Annotated in this window: 13 protein-coding genes; 9 read left to right on the forward strand and 4 right to left on the reverse strand. The window is 37.9% G+C overall.

The genetic code is table 11. From position 1 onward, the window contains the following. Nucleotides 1–358 precede the first annotated feature (358 nt). The 5 genes from FW754_RS03640 (at nt 359) to FW754_RS03660 (ending at nt 8,400) form a co-directional block, all read left to right on the forward strand. On the forward strand, nt 359–1,741 hold the full coding sequence (locus tag FW754_RS03640) for a hypothetical protein (RefSeq protein ID WP_409511197.1): 1,383 nt from the start codon (nt 359–361) through the stop codon (nt 1,739–1,741). 315 nt (nt 1,742–2,056) lie between these two features. Continuing rightward, complete coding sequence (locus FW754_RS03645) at nt 2,057–4,129, forward strand: hypothetical protein (protein ID WP_446323901.1); 2,073 nt, start codon at nt 2,057–2,059, stop codon at nt 4,127–4,129. Nucleotides 4,130–4,140: 11 nt separating this feature from the next. Next, a complete protein-coding gene (locus FW754_RS03650) occupies nt 4,141–4,857 on the forward strand; it encodes a hypothetical protein (RefSeq protein ID WP_446323902.1) in 717 nt (238 codons plus the stop codon). A 31-nt stretch (nt 4,858–4,888) separates the two neighbouring features. Next, a complete protein-coding gene (locus FW754_RS03655; protein ID WP_446323903.1) occupies nt 4,889–7,330 on the forward strand; it encodes a DUF6160 family protein in 2,442 nt (813 codons plus the stop codon). A 110-nt stretch (nt 7,331–7,440) separates the two neighbouring features. Next, entirely contained in the window at nt 7,441–8,400 is a 960-nt protein-coding gene (locus tag FW754_RS03660) for a DUF6160 family protein (protein ID WP_446323904.1), read from the forward strand. Nucleotides 8,401–8,479: 79 nt separating this feature from the next. Here FW754_RS03660 and FW754_RS03665 read toward each other — a convergent pair whose 3' ends face one another. The 4 genes from FW754_RS03665 to FW754_RS03680 all read right to left on the reverse strand — a co-directional run bounded on the left by FW754_RS03665 (nt 8,480) and on the right by FW754_RS03680 (nt 15,183). Next, nucleotides 8,480–10,195 carry a proline--tRNA ligase gene (locus FW754_RS03665; RefSeq protein ID WP_409511202.1) on the reverse strand — a complete coding sequence of 572 codons (1,716 nt, stop codon included), beginning with the start codon at nt 10,193–10,195 and terminating at the stop codon, nt 8,480–8,482. Between the two features lie 114 nt (nt 10,196–10,309). Then, nucleotides 10,310–13,411, reverse strand: a complete 3,102-nt coding sequence (locus FW754_RS03670) for an efflux RND transporter permease subunit (protein WP_446323905.1) — start codon at nt 13,409–13,411, stop codon at nt 10,310–10,312. Nucleotides 13,412–13,423: 12 nt separating this feature from the next. Further along, nucleotides 13,424–14,557: an efflux RND transporter periplasmic adaptor subunit gene (locus tag FW754_RS03675; RefSeq protein ID WP_419348842.1), complete on the reverse strand. Its 1,134-nt coding sequence runs from the start codon at nt 14,555–14,557 to the stop codon at nt 13,424–13,426. 32 nt (nt 14,558–14,589) lie between these two features. Next, nucleotides 14,590–15,183: a hypothetical protein gene (locus FW754_RS03680; RefSeq protein ID WP_409511222.1), complete on the reverse strand. Its 594-nt coding sequence runs from the start codon at nt 15,181–15,183 to the stop codon at nt 14,590–14,592. A 324-nt stretch (nt 15,184–15,507) separates the two neighbouring features. Between FW754_RS03680 and pilG the strand changes: the two genes are divergently transcribed. From pilG to FW754_RS03700, 4 genes are read left to right on the forward strand one after another with little or no spacing between them, the layout of a single operon-like run. After that, nucleotides 15,508–15,891, forward strand: a complete 384-nt coding sequence (gene pilG / locus FW754_RS03685; protein WP_409511205.1) for a twitching motility response regulator PilG — start codon at nt 15,508–15,510, stop codon at nt 15,889–15,891. 44 nt (nt 15,892–15,935) lie between these two features. After that, on the forward strand, nt 15,936–16,304 hold the full coding sequence (locus FW754_RS03690; protein WP_409511206.1) for a response regulator: 369 nt from the start codon (nt 15,936–15,938) through the stop codon (nt 16,302–16,304). A 3-nt stretch (nt 16,305–16,307) separates the two neighbouring features. Then, on the forward strand, nt 16,308–16,844 hold the full coding sequence (locus FW754_RS03695; RefSeq protein WP_409511207.1) for a chemotaxis protein CheW: 537 nt from the start codon (nt 16,308–16,310) through the stop codon (nt 16,842–16,844). A gap of 45 nt (nt 16,845–16,889) precedes the next feature. After that, nucleotides 16,890–18,962, forward strand: a complete 2,073-nt coding sequence (locus FW754_RS03700; protein ID WP_409511208.1) for a methyl-accepting chemotaxis protein — start codon at nt 16,890–16,892, stop codon at nt 18,960–18,962. The last annotated feature ends 130 nt before the right edge of the window (nt 18,963–19,092 follow it).

A 19,092-nucleotide genomic window follows, 5' to 3' on the forward strand; every position in this document is an offset into this window, starting at 1 on the left:
TTTTTATGTCCGAAGATATTGATTTAAAATTAAAAATAATGGGAGTCACTATATTGTATTTTGCTTTACTAGGTGTGACATAAAACGATTAAATACAATATATTAATAAAATATTCTTAATGATATGGTTTTTAATTAGTATTCGAACAACATATGAGTTTTGTAAGATTACATTAAATGTGCTTGAAATTTTAACTAAATTGCTTGTATTGTGATTTTTATCACAAGTAAATCTTGAAAAATACTTACATACTAAAAAAATATAAACAATAAAAAATACAAATTGTTTAGATATCTTGAAATATTTTGTTTGGGGTAGTTTAGATAGGAAATCCAAATTTTTCTAAGGAATAGAGCGATGTTTAATTTACAAAAAATAGGCTTAAAGCCTTTAACATGGGCAATCTTTGCGCTGAGTTGTGGGAGTGTGCCATTGGTTTACGCAAACTCGAATTTAAGTGTTATGACCGATGAACAAATGTCAGAAACAACGGGTCAGGCGCTGATGAGCTTGTCTTACATATCACCTACAGATTCAGCAAATTTGCAGAGTAAAAATGCACCAGGGAGTAATATTGGGTTTTACAAATTAGGTATGGAAGCTGAGCTTGAACTAAATGCAAATATTAAAAAATTACAGTTAGGTTGCGGTGGGGTAAATGGTGCAGGTGCATGTGATATTGATATTGATAATCTAAGCATTAGTGGGCAGGGTGCTACGTCAGCAGAGCGTGCATCTTCATCGGCTAAACTTACTAATCCATTTTTAGAGTTCGCAATTAGGAACCCGCAGTCAGCGTCAACACGTGAGGTGGTAGGGTTAAGGGTAAGTTCAGAAAAGGCCCAAGGTTTGTTAACCGTAGGTACCAATAACGATCAACCAAATGGTATTAATACACTGTCAGGATATATGGTGGTAGATGGTTATGGAAATGCAACAACTAAAGAAGGAACATTTGGTTTAAAACCAGGTGAAACAGTAAACACAACAGCAGATATCGGAATTCTTTTATGTACTTCTGGTTGTGGGAGCAATCAAGGACTAACCGCTGGATATGGAGCAGGAAGTAGTGGTTCCAATAAAGGAATTAAAATTCCTTCTATGGTTGCTCCATTTACCGTAAATAATGCTGTAGTTAGTGGTAATCGTTTGACCTCTGCCAATGTAAATGCTTCTGCACTTATTCCAGATATTCCAATTAATCAGAATTCAGGACAGTTGGGGGCAAGTTTGAATCAGCAGGCATGTGTTGCTTTGTTTATTTGCGTACAAAATACTTTTATTAAATTAAACACGACAGTAACAGGGTTAAAAGCGGATATTAATTTTAGTGAAGATCTTGGATATATTCATAATTTACCAATTAATAGTTCTGTCTATTTGGCATTGCAGCAACAAGCATTACAATGGCCTGGTGCAAAAGAAGTTGCGCTTAAGGGGTGGTGGTTATCAATGCAAGATCCAGTTAATTTAGGTGATATTACCCCAACAGATCAGATTGATATTTCATCTGTTTATGGTCAATTTGCAACAATTTTAGGTCAAAAATTGCAAGAACCTGCATATAAAATTAGCGTAAATACGGGTGATGGCTTGCAAGCATTATTTGGGTCAGGAATTACTAAAACTGTATCGCCTGTCAATTTGAGTGATCGTTCGGTATCAATAGGTTTAAAAGACTTAAAATTATCTACACAAAATGTAGTGCCTAACTGTTATGGTTCACTAAAATTTTGCTAAGAAATCTATCGAATTACAAATAACGTAGATTCATTTTTGTGCACTTAAAGTGATGTTTATTTAAGTAATTATCCAAGCTGATTGTATATATTTTAATATTATATATTTTGTAAGAATGCATTCATTCATCGGAAAATAATATGTGCAGTCGCTAAAGTTTTGCGATAATCAGATAAGTTCTATATTATAAATATGTGAATTGGCTAACATAATACTCGGTGACACGGAATGTCAGGCGTGTAAAAACGCATGAAAGAGTAGGAATATCAAATAATAATATGGTGCGGAGCATCGTATAACAAAGGAAAGTCATAGATGACTACACTCAATTATACGGTATATTTTAAAAAAACCGTTTTAGCGAGTTTCATTGGTTTATGTTTAAGCCAATCTTGTTTTGCACTTGAAACTTTGTCAGATGAAAGCCTTAGTGATACGACAGGTGAAGGTATTGCACTTTTACCAACAGATGCATATATGGTTTTTCGCGAGGCAGGTGCAAATGAATCCGCTACGAACGTTTTGGCTGACCGTACCAAAGACACAGGATATATTCATTACATTCCGGTGGGTCCATTGTCTAGCGAGGCTAAGGCAAGTGGTGCTGGAAAAGCTGATCTTTATATGTATGGCTTGGCGCTTTCTAAGTCGGATGATGATTCGAACTCTCGTTTAGCAAATACAGCTGCAAAAGCAGCAATTTCAAGTTGGGGAACTGCAACCAATCCTTGGATTTTAAAAGTAGATACTGCGAAAAACATACCGACTTTTACACAAGATGTAGGCTCATCCAAAAATACTGAAACAGGTGATGTAACTTATATGGCATTAGAAGCTCCGCTTTATGAAGTGGGAGCTAGAGATGCAATAGGTGCTGATGCGTATAAGTTAAAATTAGCCATGTGGGCAGATGCTTTTCAGCGAAACCCTAACATAGTAGAAGGGACGACAACTGCTGTAGCTGGTCAAAATCCATTAGATTCGGGGATGATCGCTCGTATTCGTTTACAGGCAATTTGGAATAACTTTAGTATTAATGGTAGTAAAATTCAGTTATTCCAAACACTTGGTGGTGCAACTGGGCAGACGGGTTTAAGTCCTTTTTATGATAAAACTTTAGGTCTGTCAGGTGTTCTTCGTTTTAATAGTGGTGATGCAACGAATCTTAAATTAATACAAAAGGATACAGATACAACAAACTCAAGAACTGGAGTGATGTCTGATTGGCAGACTATTCACGCGGGTGCAGATTCCAATTTAAGTACCGCAACTTCTGGAAATTGTAATAATACTGGTGCTTCAGGTTCTAGCATTGGTAGTGGGACAGGTTGTGGTTATATTGTACAAAAAAGAACCCGAACGGATACGCGAGAAGTACAACGTACTTGGGAATTGCCAGATGAGTATAAAAATAATGTTTTACGTTTAAGTACACGTGAAACGGCTACATCAGCTAATGGGACACAAAACTTATATACGCCTGCAATTAATGGTGGATTAGCACCAAGTTTTGACGCAAATGAAGGTGTTTCAATTTACAACCTAAATACAAACTTGGTTTTAGGTAACTTATATCAGCCACTCATTGTAGGTTCAGATGGTAAAAACTTTAGCTTGGAATTAGCCCGCATTCCAAACAAAGAAAGTATTTATAAGCAGATTTATACTGATTATGGCTATAACGGAGCAATTGATTCTTCTTATAAGGGCTCAACATGTAATGTATATAGTTGTGGTACAGAAGTGACTTTGGGTGGCAAAAAGTATCAAGGTTCTTCTGCGACACACAGTAGTATCAGTATTGGTAGTGTTTATACGCCTGATGGAGGCAAGTCATTAATCGCTTATAATGGTGCAGATGCAGTAGGTATTGCCTTTGGTTCGAATTTTCAAGCAACGGCTACCTCTAGTGTGACGGGTACTGAAGTTAAGTATGCACAGCGTAATTTGGGTGATGAAACGTGGAATCAAAGAGTACAGTGTAATTTGATTTGGCAATGTACAACCACAGTTGGGCATTTGTACCAATGGTCTTATATTGGTGTAAATGGGAAAATAGAAACACCTTCGCTAACAATAAAACCGAATAATGCAAATAATTGTACATACAATTGTAATAATACTTCAGGAAGTACGCCTATTTATGGTACTTCGGCAAACCGTACATGGTCTGACACCAATTTAAATGGTGCGGCTTGGCAATCAACAGCAAATGCTACGGTTGATAATTTAATTGGTGCGAGTAATGGAAAAACAGGCGTTACACTTCCTTCAACAAATATGGTTCCAACACCAACCTTACCAGGAGTTGCATTAAATAATTTAGGTTCAGCTGTTATTGACGGTATGTTAATTCAGCATATGAAAATTACAACGAAAGGCTTATAAGGAGATTTATCATGAAAAAAACAGTTCTTTTCCTTATGACAAGCCTTATAAGTGTTGGGGTTTTTGCGATGGAACCGATGTCTGATACCGACTTACAATTGGTAGAAGGACAGGCAGGTGCTGATCTTTCATTGAAATTATCTTTAAATCACACGAGTGATTTTAAATTTGACACGACAGATGGAGCATGTAAAAACCTTGCTTTCTGTCATATGGCAATATCGGTAAATAAGAGATTTGTAAAACCTGATGCATCTAAGCCAGATAGTTTTCTTGAAGATAGTATAAGTGGAAATAAGTTATGGGTTGTCTTCAAAGGAATACAGGGAACGCTTGATATACAAAAACTAGGTTTAGATGGAGTTGACCTTGTTTTAAAGGGTAAAGATGGCGTTGAGCGTATTAAGCCTGCAATTCAATTGAGTTTTGATCCAAATAAGCCATTACTTATTCGTAACTATGGTTTTAATTCTGTTGCAATTGAACAAGATAATTTTACAAGTGCGATGTCAGGTGACAATTTGGTTACAGATGGTTCAACATCATCTACGCCTATTGGTGATTATGGTTATCTAAAAACAGATACTTATACTTCAGCGAATGCACCAAATTCTGCGTATGACCATGGGCGTGAAAAAGGCTTTATGGGTATGAAAATGAATGGTAATTTGGTCATGCAAGGTAAAATTATGATGTTTAGCTGTGATGCAAATCATCCACGTTGTTAGTTTGCTGTGAAAAGTTAATAGGGAATGAGTGATGAAAAATAAAAAGCAAAGTCACAAAAATGGATTTATTCTAAATACGCTTACATTTAGCATGATGTTGTTGAGTGGTTCTGTTCATGCATTACAAGCGTTAGATGACGGTGATATGCGTGCTGTGAATGGGCAGGATGGCGTACACATAGTGACAAGCTTTGATGAAGCTAATGTGGATACATTGTATTGGACGGATCAAGCAGGTCGTGGAACATTTGCAACGAGTCAAAAGCAAGAATTAACAGCAACAGCAGATAAAGTTAAAATTACTAAAAGTAATGTTGCAACTGTTACACCGGGTATAGATTTAAAGCTTGATATGGGGAGTCAAGCAGGAAAATCAGGTGTGGATTTACAGTTGGCGCTGAATCCAATGTTATTAACTGTTGATTCATTTAGAATTTGTAATACTGATAATAATACGACAGGATGTAGCCCTTCAATTGGAAGTTTAGCTGTACAGACAACTTCACCTTTAAATTTTGCCTTGAAAACACGTGATGGTTTATTTAGTTCAACAAGTCAGTCAGATTTAGTTTTAGGGCTTAAAAATGCCAATATATATCTTGGACAAACTGATACCAATAATGAGCTGAATCAACTCATTCTAAAAAATATGAACTTTAACTTCATTGGTAAAGGTCATATGTATGTTGACTCAAAAAATGGTTTTATCATGAAAACCAATAGTGGGACAGATGCAAATTCCACGACGCAACCCGATGCGAATAATGGTTACGTTGATTTTACACGCGTTGAGGATTCAGCATCAGGAAAGGCTGGATTTATTAACACAGGAACATATGGAAATGGGAGTGTAACAACGGGGTCAGGTCTAAACCTTGAGTTTATGCTCAATAAAAATGTTGATAAAAATGCTCCTTATGCTTTAGATACAACAACCAATACACCTCCAAATGCAAAAGGTTTAATCCGTGTGGGTGCAAGTGGTCGTATGGTGAATGGTCAGTTACAATTACGAGGATTAACGACAACTGGTGATAATGATCTATTAGGTAAGGCAACGAGTTCTAGTGGTACGAGTGGTAACAATATTATGGGAGGCTCTGGTATAGCCTTTCGTATGAAAGCAGATTTTACCAAAGATGGTGACTCAATGTTGGGCACCGATGGCAAGGCAACAACTTTAGAAATTGGCGGCGCAGGTCTGAATTCTTATGGATTCGAGTTTGGTAACTTAACAGGATTACAGCCGAATACACGTGGTACCTTTGACAGTGGTAATATTTATCTTAACTTAATAGATACGAAAACAGTTGCACTGCCTGAAAATGAGACATTTCAAACTTCTCGGTTTGGAAATAATAGTTTTTTAACCTCTCAAGCAGATTATAGTCAAAATATTCATAACTTAGTCAATAATCCATATGCTGTGATGATGTCGATTCGTGGTGGGGAATTCCAAGCAATTTCACGCCGAGGTCGTTTTACCACAACAGCAGGTGTAACTGATCCAACAAAACTATTTGCAGATAATGGTTCAAATAATGATTGGGGATTGGCACTTCCTTTTTATAATTTGAACACCAATATGGCAATGTATGGAGCAACAGTACCAGGAAATACTGCTTACTATTATACGATTGATGGTAAGAAAAATCAGGTGAGTGCAACGGCTAATCAAACCGCTCGTCTTGGGTTTTCTTTAGCGATGAGCACGCAAGGTATAGATCGTGATGCGAATAAAATCAAACTTGGGAATAAGACGACCTCTATTCTTGTGATTGATGGTGGTAAGTATGGTGCAGGGAAAACAACTGATTACTACATGGGGCTTAGAAATGTTGATATGTTACTCAAGGGTGACGGTAATATCGGTATTGAGAAAGGTAGTGTAAATATTAGTTTGAGAAACATGCTAATTGTCATGGCTGCAGAAGTTGCCGCAGGTTATTTGCCAGGTACAACCTATAAGTCATGTGCAACAGGTGTTGCTGCTGCAAGTCTTGCGTGTGGGGTGAAGAGTAGTGCTTCTCTCAATAACTTTGCTTTAGCTGATGATGTCTTGGTGGGTGCTAAATTACGATTAGGCGGTGATATAAACCTATCATTAATTCCAAATAATAATATTGATGACGGCGGAAAAATGTCAATTGTAGGTGATCTTACTTTGGCAAATACAGGTAATACCATTCAAATTAGTGATCCGATTAATGGCTCAACCATTGGTTTAGATAATTTAACGGGTAAAATTAGCTTTAATAACGCAATTGTGATTAGTAAAGATCAAGAATCAGGAAAAGGTAAGGTTGGCTTTAACTCAACATTTAATTTTAATCCTGATCAAACTGCAGCAGGCGTATTTAAAGCAAAAGATTTAAACTTTTATCCACCAAATACAGGTATGGGAGCACGTTTAGGTGAGATTGCAATTACAGGTGGGAGATTGAAGACGGAGTTAGGTATTATTCCTCGTTAATTAATCTAAAAATGTATACTGTTTATCGGTTTGCGATTGGATGGAATTCGAAAAGACATTACACTGAATGCGACTCGAAATAACTAAAATATTTCCTAAGGATTAGGATGATGAGAAAAAATATAATGCTAGGGTGTATATCAATCTTGTTATACAGTCCGCTAACTATGGCAATGCAGCCATTAGATGATGAGATCCTGTCTAATACAACTGGACAAGATGGAATCAACATTGGTCTAGGCGTAAGTAAAATAGAATTGAAACAAGCTTCGATCATTGATAATGATGGCATATCAACAGGTAGTGATTATAAAGGTCGAGCATCTCTAGTGCTTGCAGGGCAAACAAATACGCCTGTTTCTATTAATTTAGTTGGTGCAAATGCAAACCCAAGTATTTCTACAATTATAGATACGGATGGTGGTGGTGGAAAACCATTTGCAAATATTGGTATAAGTATTGCTCAAAATATTACGGGTATCAAAATTTCGCCATTTTCAATTTATGTAGCGAGTGCGACTTCAACGTCTGATGCAGTGAATAATAAGTCAATTTATGCAACAACAGGCACATTGAATGCTGATGTTAAAAAAATTCTAAACATTGGTAGTGCATCAAATAATTTTGAAATTGCTTTTCATAATACTAATAAACCTGGATTAAATGTACAGCTTGGTAATGTACCACAAAGCCATATGTTGGCATTTAGTGGTGCAATTCAGTCCATTTGTGGTACAGGTTCAGGTTGTCCGATCAGTATTGTATCCGATACCACATCGGCTTCTTTTAACTTTCAGCTTCAAGCAAACAATGCAACAACAGGATTTAGACTAGATCAGTTTCATGCGGGCATTGAAAAGGGTGGTGTCGTTTTTGGTAATTATGGTTTGAATGCTACAGATAAAATTACTTCAGATAAAGTTGATGTTGCATTAAATAACGTGATGTTAGGTGATACAGGTGTTTCTGATCCAAATATTTTTAATGGTATTAAAAATGGTTCGATGGGGAATATTGGAGCAGTTGGTGCTTCTATAACCAATCTTAAAGTCAGAATTTCAGGTTTATAGTTTGATTATGGCATACGATGCTTGATGATATTCATAAAAAATCCCGCATTAAGCGGGATTTTTTATTTTGAATGGCAAATTATTTTGCAATTTTTGCCAATAACTCTTCTTTAGAAATATTTATAGATTCAGCATCTTTACGACCTTTGTATTCAAAAGTACCAGCATCCAAACCTTTTTCACCAATCACAATACGATGTGGAATACCTGTCAATTCTAAATCAGAGAATTTAACACCTGGGCGTTCGTTACGATCGTCAAGGATTACATCATAACCTGCTGCTTGAAGTTCTGCATATAGTGCTTCTGCAGCTTCAACTGTACGTGGTGATTTGTGTGCATTCATTGGAACAATTGCAACTTCAAAAGGTGCAATCGCCATTGGCCAAATAATGCCTTTATCATCAAAATTTTGTTCAATTGAAGATGCAATTACACGTGTTACGCCAATGCCATAGCAACCCATTGTCACTGTGAATGGTTTGCCATCTTCACCAAGTACTTTACAACCAAGTGCTTCAGAATATTTTTTACCGAGTTGGAAAATATGACCTACTTCAATACCGCGTTTAATCAGGATTGTACCTTTGCCATCAGGCGATGGGTCACCTTCAACGACATTACGTAAATCGAAAATTTCAGTGAATTGAGCATCACGTTCCCAGTTTACACCTGTTGCATGTTTATCTGCTTCATTTGCTCCAGCAACAAAATCAGAAAGCACAGATGCAGAGCGGTCAATAATAACAGTTAAGCCTTTTTCAACTAAACCTTGAGGACCGCAGAAACCTGGTGTTAAACCATTGGCTTGAATTTGTTCCTCTGTTGCAAATGTAAGTGGTGATGCAATCTCAGCATGCTTTTCTGCTTTAATTTCATTAAGCTCATGATCACCACGTAAAAATAGTGCAACAACCGGCGTATTACCTTTGTCATCTGCTACGCCTTGAACCAAGAGGGCTTTTACTGATTTTGCAGGATCTGTTTGTAAAAATGCAGACACTTCTTCAATCGTTTTTTGTGCAGGAGTATCGACAACTTTAAGTTCTTGTGTTGGTGCAGCGCGTTCGCCAACAAGTAGTGCTTCAGCCATCTCGACGTTTGCAGCATAATCAGATTCAGTTGAAAATGCGATGTCATCTTCACCACTTGATGCCAAAACATGAAATTCATGTGAACCTGAACCGCCAATTGAGCCTGTATCTGCTTGAACAGGGCGGAAGTTTAAGCCTAGACGTGTGAAAATACGGCAATAAGCTGCGTACATTTCATCATAAGTTTCTTGTAATGATGCTTGATCTACGTGGAAAGAATACGCATCTTTCATAGTAAATTCACGTGAACGCATCACACCAAAACGTGGACGAATTTCGTCACGGAATTTGGTTTGAATTTGGTAGAAGTTGATTGGCAATTGTTTGTAACTTTTCAACTCGTTACGTGCAAGATCTGTGATTACTTCTTCATGCGTAGGACCAAGAACAAAGTCATTGTTGTGGCGGTCTTTGAAGCGTAAGAGTTCAGGACCGTATTGAACATAGCGACCTGATTCTTCCCATAAACTTGCAGGTTGAGTTACGGGCATCAATGTTTCGAGTGAGCCTGCACGGTTCATTTCTTCACGGACAATTGCTTCAACTTTATTTAGTACACGAACACCCATTGGCAACCAGCTATACAAGCCTGAAGCCAATTTACGAATCATCCCTGCACGAAGCATAAGCTGATGTGAGATCACTTCAGCATCGTTTGGGGTTTCTCTTAGCGTTGCAAATAAAAAGCGACTCGCGCGCATGAAGATTGTCCTGAAATAGTTAATTATTAAGAGCTGAAGTATACAATAAAAATGCTGAGGACTTCTGAGAGTTTCAGCAAGGTTGAGCAAAAGTCAGCAATATTTTAAGATCGTTTAGCTCAATTTTTTAAATAGCCGAATACTAAAATTTTTAACATCATCTAATAATGTGAAAATCACTGGAACCACGACTAAAGTGAGTAAGGTGGAAGTGATGACACCGCCAATGACTGCATGTGCCATAGGGGCACTTTGTTCGCCACCTTCACCAAGCCCTAAAGCAAGCGGAATCATACCCATCACCATTGCACTTGTGGTCATTAAAATTGGACGCAGACGCGTTGTGCCTGCTTGAAGAATTGCATCGTAACGATTCTGTCCATTTTCCATGGCTTTTTTAATGAAATCGATAAGAAGAATGGCATTTTTGGTGACCAAACCCATGAGCATGATAATGCCAATAATCGAAAATAGGTTCATGGTGCTTTTAAACAAGAACAATGCAAGGAAAACACCAATCAGCGATAAAGGGAGTGATGCCATAATTGCAGCAGGGTGAATAAAGCTGTTGAACTGCGAACCTAAAACAATATAAATAAACACAATCGATAGCGTTACAGCTGTGAGTGCATAACCTGCCGACTCCGCCATGTCTGCATTGGCACCTTGTGTATCAAAGCTATAACCTGCAGGTAGCTTAAAATTATCTTGAATTTTTTGAATATCTTTACCAATATCACCCGCAGGTCGACCTGAAGTATTGGCTTCAATCAAAATTTCACGAGACAAATCACGTCGATTAATTTGTGAAGCACCATAGCTTTGATCTAATGCTGTGACACTTGATAGTGGAATGAGAATGCTTTGCCCATTAGTATCTGTCTTATTTGAGTTGATATACAGGCGCTGAATATCTTGCGGAATGGTTCGTTGATGATCATTTAAACGTAGATTAACATCATAAGTTTCGCCACGTTCATCTTCCCAAGTAGTGACATTATCTCCTGCTATAAGAGGGCGCAATACATTACCAATTTGATTGACTGAAAGTCCAAGGTCACTCGCCATAGCGCGATTGACCGTCATTGATAAAGTCGGTTTCGGATCTTTGAGGGAGCTTTCTAGATCGACAATACCTTTGACTTGTGCCATTTGTTGCATAAAACGATCGGAAATTTTTTGCAATTCTTCTAGGTCTTGTCCTTTGATAGAAATCATAATTGGCTTTTGTCCACCAGACACAGTTTCATCGGCAGATGCCACAGAGGTAATGCTGATTCCAGCAATATTTTCTAATCTTGAACGAAATTCATTGTTAATGTCGGTCAATGTTTCAGTACGTTGTTGTCTGGGAATGACTGAAACTTTCAACGAAACATGGTTTTTACCACGATCTGTTGCGCCATTAATTACACCATAAGTTGAAATGACCAATGGATTTTGTCGCACGATTTGATCAACTTGTTTGAGTTTTGCTTCGGTATACTCAAGTGAAGCATCGACAGGCGTTTCAAATTTAATGCGAATTTCGCCTTTATCGGGAATAGGAACGAATTCTGTTCCAATCATTTTTGATAAAGCCAATGCACCAAACAATGATGCGATTGCCACTGCGATAGTGATGAAACGGAAACGTAGCGCAAGTTTCAGTAAGTGTGCATATACATGGTTGAGCTTATCGAGTTGAGCTGAAATCCAATCGAAAAATCTTTTGACAATAGATGGCTTTTGTTTACTTTTCGGTTTTTCAGCCCAATGTGCAGACAGCATTGGATCGAGCGTGAAACTGACAAACATGGAAATCAGTACCGCAATACTGACCGTGACACCAAATTGATAAAAGAATCGTCCAATAATTCCGCCCATAAAGGCAACAGGTAAAAACACAGCCACGATCGTCAAAGTTGTCGCTAAGACAGCGAGTCCAATTTCTTTGGTGCCTTCAAGTGCCGCCGTGATATGATCTTTGCCCATTTCAGCATGGCGAACAATATTTTCTCGTACCACAATTGCATCATCAATCAAAAGCCCAATACACAGTGACAAAGCAAGCAAAGTCATCATGTTAATTGTAAAACCAAATGCCCAAATAAAGGTAAGTGTTCCAAGTAGGGCAATAGGTAACGTTAAACCAGTGATGATTGTTGAGCGGAAAGAACCTAAAAATAATAAGACGATAATGACGGCAAGCACTGCACCTTCAATAATCGTTCGAGCGACATCTTTAATGGTAGCGCGAATAGATTTGGAGCTATCAGCTACAACTTGCAGGCTTGTTCCTTCAGGCAGTTGCGTTTTGATTTGATCTAAAACTTTATAGCTGCCATCGACGATATTAATGACGTTGGTATCTGCACTGCGTAAAATATCAATGGAAACAGCAGACTTACCTTTGAGAAAAGCACCTGTCGTTTGCTCGGCTTGGGTATCTTCAACTTGAGCAAGTTGTTTTAAATAAATTGGTGCACCATTTTTTTGAGCGACAATTAAATTTCCAAAATCAATGGGATTGATGATTTTAGACTGAATTTCGACAACCACTTCTTTACTAGATTGTTTTAATGTTCCTGTTGGAATTTGTGTATTTTCAGTTTTTAAGGTGTTAATGACTTGGTCAATACCAATGCCAAAACTTTGTAATTTAATGGGATCAATATGAATACGAATTTGTCGTTTTGAATCACCTAATAAATTAACTGAACCAATGCCTGGAACGGTGCGGAGTTGTGGTACAAGACGTTGATCAATATAAGTGCTGAGTTCTCGTAAACTCATATTTTGTGATTCAAAAACTACAGACATGATTGGGCTTGAGGTCGGGTCATATCGTTCAACAACAGGTTGATCAATTTCATCGCGGAATTTGGCGCTCACAGTCGCAATCTTTTCACGCACATCTTGAGCGGCTGTTGCAGAACTAATATCGAGATTGAACTGCGCCACAATGGTCGACAAACCCTCACTTGATTGGGAGGTGAGTTGTTTTAAACCTGAAATAGTATTGATTTGATCTTCAAGTTTTTTGGTGATTTCAGACTCAACCGATTCAGGTGAAGCACCTGCATAGGTGGTATGGATCACAATAAAAGGGAAGTCGACATCGGGGAATTCTTCAACACTCATTCGTTGCCATGAAGCAAGACCAAGTACCATCAGACACAACATCATCATGATGGTAAATACAGGATATTTGACACTAATCCGAGTAAGCCACATCGTAAAATCCTGTTATTGTACTTGCGTAATAATCGCAGTTTTGTTGACATCCTGTGTTGAGAGTTTGATGCGACTAATCAAATCACCCAATTGTAAACCTTTCACGATAGCAAGATTATTTTCAGGTTGTTGACCTAGTACATTAACGGCTTCTTTATGCACTTTTTGATTGCGAATGAGCCAAACGTAAGGTTTGGTTTTTAAGTCTTGAATGCTGTCGAGTGGAATTTGAAAACCATCAATCTGTTGATTACCGAGAATATTACCTTCAATAAAGGCACCAATACTCAATGACGGAATGTTTTGTTCAGGTTGTGCATAGAAATCAATTTGACGACTCGTTTGATCTGCAATCGGAGAAATACGACTGAGCTGAGCAGTAAAAACTTGTGGATTACCCTGAATTTTATATTCAATTTTATGTCCAATTTTAAGTGCAGTTTGTTGCTCTACAGGTAACTTGGCTTGAATTTCTAAATGATCTGGATCAACTATTTCAAATAGCGTTTGCCCTATTGTAACCGTTTGACCTAGTTCAACTTGGCGTTTGGTAATTACACCTGAAATAGGACTTTTGATTACACCATCTTGGTTGGCTTTTTGTGCAATATCGACATTGGCTTGTTGAGCTTTGACATTTTCAAGTTGTGCTTTGTAATCCACTTGGCTTTGTTCATACTCAACTTTTGAAATAAAGCCTTGATCATATAATCGTTTTTTACGCTGAACCATAAGTTCTGCTTGATTAGCTTGTGCTTTTGTTGACATTAAGTTTGCGTGGCTTTGTGCGAGTCGGGCAGCATTATCATGATTGTTGAGCTGCACAAGTACTTGTCCAATTATAACTTTTTCTCCAACTTGCATCGTGACTTGCGTAGCTGTAGCAGAAACTTGCGCTTGAATTGAACTTTGATTGATTGCACGAATAGTACCACTAAAAGGTGTTTTTGAAATCGCAAGTCCTGTTTGGGGGGCGACTAAATCTTGTTGAATTAATTCGATTGTATTGTTATTAGTTGCTTGTGTAGGCGCTTTTTCTTTTGGTAACTCAGGTTGACTACAAGCCACTAACATCAAGCACACGCTCAGCAGGCTAAGTTGTTTGAGAGAGTATAAATATTTAAACTTCCAAAAGGCATTGCCCATGCATAAATCCCTGTACGTGAATGGCGTAGAATTTACTCCATTGCCTTTAATCGATTGATAATATCTTCATAATTTGTTTGGGTGTTCCGGTATGTAGTTTGTAATGATTCAATCGATTTTTTTGTTGTGTTGATGTTTTGTTCATTATAATTCAGGCGATCATTTAACACTGCAGGCACAGGTTTACCTTTACGATAATATTCAGTTTCTTGACGCTTGTAAGCGATACGATCAGTTTGAAGTTGGCGTAACTGTTGTTGTTGCAGAGAAATTTGTTTTTGGATGTTTTTGAGTTGCTCATCACGTTTGAGAGTTGCGACTTTACTATTACCATAAGCACGTTTTAAACGTAGATCATTGTCCTGTTTTTTAGCTTGTGCTGCACGATTTGAAGATTGTCTCTGATCTTGTTCAGCATTGTAGGACTGGTTACGTTTAATGACTTGCATATTACGATCAAGTGCTTCATATCCATAGCGAATATGGGCAGGGGTGACAGAAGTGCTGATATTGGCTACACCTTTGCTGTCGTAATAACGATACCATACAGCTTTGGGTTGTGCATTAGCGCCATGAGATAATGTTGCACTCAAAAATAAAATGACCAATGCGAGTGATTTGAGCATTCTTTTTAATGAAGTGCTGTTTTGGATTGCATTCGAATCAATGAGATACAACATTGTTCCCCCGAAAATTGTAATTTACTTATAGATTAGTAATAATGTCCTCATTTTATGACTTCTAATTAGATTTAGAAACAGATAAGTACTAAAATACAGCATAATAATTTTATTTGTGTGAGCATTTTATAGGGTTCTCATTAAAGTGAGAGCTGTGCCAATAAATGTTCATTGATAAAGTAAGTGAATATATGTTAAAAAATACTGATTAATTGTAAAAATAAATTAGTTCAGCTCTATTAAATCCAGATCAATGGGAAGGGTCATTAAATGGACGATAAATTTCAAAACCTAAAAGTCATGGTAATTGATGATTCAAAAACCATTCGTCGTACTGCAGAAACACTATTACAACGTGAAGGTTGTAATGTTGTTACAGCGGTTGATGGCTTTGAGGCGTTGTCAAAAATTGCTGAGGCAAATCCTGATATCGTTTTTGTTGATATTATGATGCCAAGGCTTGATGGTTACCAAACGTGTGCTTTGATTAAAAACTCGCAAAATTATCAGAATATTCCAGTAATTATGCTATCGAGTAAGGATGGTCTTTTTGACCAAGCCAAAGGTCGTGTTGTCGGTTCAGATGAGTATTTAACAAAACCATTTAGTAAAGACGAATTGCTAAATGCGATTAGAAATCATGTAAGTGCTTAATTTTTTGTTGTTGCGTAATTAAAATAAAGTAATTGGGGAAAAAAATGGCACGTATTCTTATTGTGGATGATTCACCGACGGAAATGTTCCGTTTTCGGGAAATTTTAAGCAAACACGGTTACGAAGTACTAGAAGCAACAAATGGGGCAGATGGTGTCACACTTGCTCAGGCTGAATTGCCTGACTTAGTGTTGATGGATGTGGTCATGCCTGGTGTTAATGGTTTTCAGGCAACACGTCAAATTGCACGTGGCGCAGTTACAAAGCATATTCCAATTGTGATTGTTAGTACTAAAGATCAAGATACAGACCGTGTTTGGGGTAAAAGACAAGGTGCTTGTGATTACCTGACAAAGCCTATTGATGAAACCCAATTAATAAATGTAATTAAGCAATATCTCAGTGCGGGATAAATTATGGCAGCGAATGGGTTTATCGAATTACTCCGTTTGTCTAAGCGTGGCAATAAAAGCTATGCGCAAGGCGAACAGGAAGTAAACCGATGGTCAGGCATTGCATTTGAGATGATGGGGCAATATTTTGTTGCTCCATTGGGTGAGGTGGCAGAAGTCATTTATCCCCCGAAGTACACTTCAGTTCCGAACGTTCAGGATTGGGTGCGGGGGGTTGCCAATATTCGAGGTAGGTTATTATCTGTTTCAGATTTACCTTGTTTTATTGCTGGACAAAGAAGCCAATTTTCCCCAACTCAAAAAGTTTTGTGCATTAGCCAAAATGATCATTATGTTGGTTTGATTGTAGATCAGGTTTTGGGTATTCAACATTTTAATAAAAAAGGTTTCTTTTCAAAAAATAATGATTTGACAGAGAAGCTTGAACCGTACTGTCAGGGATATTTTCATCAGCATAATCAAGCTTGGAATATATTTTTGTTTAGTCGTTTGTTGAATGATCCGAAGTATATGAATGCATCGGAAAAATTTATAAATTAGTCTTGACGCGGAATTTAGATATCAAGCGTATCGGGGAGAAGCTGAATGGGCTTTAAACTTAAGAAAAAAAATACAGGGGATGCTGCTCCAAATAAAAGCAACTCTGGAGTAGGATTTAAACTGAAAGCTCGTATTGACCAGTTTGCAAAACTGTTCGGTGATAGCGATAAATCAAAACCGTATATTCAAATGGCTCTCGTCAGCCTTGTTGCGGCAGTAGTGCTGTTACTCATTTTGATTTATACCGTTCCTCGAAGCAATGATTTAACCCGCAGTTTGGGTGAATTACGGTTACTTTCTCAAACCATGTCTCGTCAGTCAACAGAGGCGATGGCAACAGGTTCACCTGAAGCAATCAAAGCATTGGTTGATTCTCAGAAAAAATTTGCCGATAACTTGGCTGTTGTAAAAGATACACATTCTTCTGGTAAAGGTGTGGCAGAAGTTGAAAAAATTTGGTCTCAAGTGTCTGAAGACATTAACTTGATCGCATCACAACAAAAAGTTATTAACCATCTTTATGACACAAACATTGCCATTGGTGAAGCGATTCCTGGTATTCAGGCAGAGTACAATCTAATGGTTGACCAAATGGCGCGTGAAAACATGCCAAGTAGTCAGGTGGTTATTGCGAAAAACCAAGTATTTATTGCAGAACGTATTTTACGTTCAATTGGTTCAGTTTTAGGTGGTTCTGATAACTCTCGTGCCTCTGCTGACGACTTTAATGCCGATACTGAAACTTTTGGTGCGTATCTTGATGCTCAGTTAAATGGTAATGCAGAGTTGGGGGTAATGAAGATTACTGAACCTTCTATGCGTGAATCACTTGAAAGTATTAAAGTGGACTATGATGAAGTATTGAAATCAGCATCGAGTTCTGTACTGAAAAACTCGACTCAAATTATCAATGTACGTCAAGCATCATCTGATATTTTTGCGCAGTCAGATAAGTTACTTCAAGCATTAAATGCATTAACAACCAATACAGGTGTAGCAACAGTACTTCCTGCTTTGATTTTAATTATTGCATTGGGCTTCTTGTTATTTAGTACATTTAAGTTGCTTACGCTTCGTAGTGATTCGGATAAAGTTCGTGTAACTCGCTTACAGGATGAGTATGACCGTAATCAGAATGCAATTTTACGTTTACTTGATGAGATTGCCGATCTTGCAGATGGTGATTTACGTTCGTATGCGACAGTATCTGAAGATTTTACTGGTGCAATTGCCGATTCGATTAACTTCGCAATTGACCAATTACGTGACCTTGTATCTCAGATCAATGACACATCACAAGAAGTTGCGCAATATACGCAAACAACACAGCAAATTACTAACCAGTTGGCTGAAGCATCTGAGCATCAGGCACAGGAAATTGCGGGTGCATCTTCTGCGATTAACGAAATTGCACAATCAATTGACGATGTATCTGCAAATGCATCAGAGTCTGCGGAAGTAGCACAGCGTTCAGTACAAATTGCATCAAATGGTGCGGAAGTGGTAAACCGTTCAATCGAAGGTATGGATACAATTCGTGAGCAGATTCAAGAAACCTCGAAACGTATTAAACGTTTAGGTGAGTCTTCTCAGGAAATTGGTAACATTGTATCTTTGATTAACGATATTGCCGACCAAACGAACATTTTGGCACTAAATGCAGCAATTCAGGCATCTATGGCAGGTGAAGCAGGTCGTGGTTTCGCCGTGGTTGCGGATGAAGTACAGCGTCTTGCAGAACGTTCAGCATCTGCAACAAAGCAGATTGAAACACTGGTTAAAACGATTCAGACCGATACAAACGAAGCTGTAATTTCAATGGAACAAACGACATCTGAGGTTGTGCGTGGTGCGAACCTTGCAAAAGATGCGGGTGTTGCACTAGATGAAATTCAGTTGGTATCTGGCAACCTTGCAACCTTAATTGGAAGCATTTCTGAGTCTGCAAAACTTCAGTCTGCATCTGCAGGTCATATTGCAAATACGATGAACGTTGTACAGGAAATTACATCACAGACCACAACAGCGACTTTCGATACAGCACGTTCAGTTTCTGAACTTGCAAATATGGCAGAGTCACTGCGTCAATCTGTATCAGACTTTAAATTACCTGAATAACAGGATTGCTTCGTTTCGGGGGAGGATATGTTTCAAGTTTTTGAACGTATCCTGAATAAAATAAGATCTTGGCTGTGCTATCGGACATAGTCAGTCAAAGATCAGATCCCGATGATGGGAATTAGACATA

This window comes from Acinetobacter sp. 1207_04, from assembly GCF_052850415.1.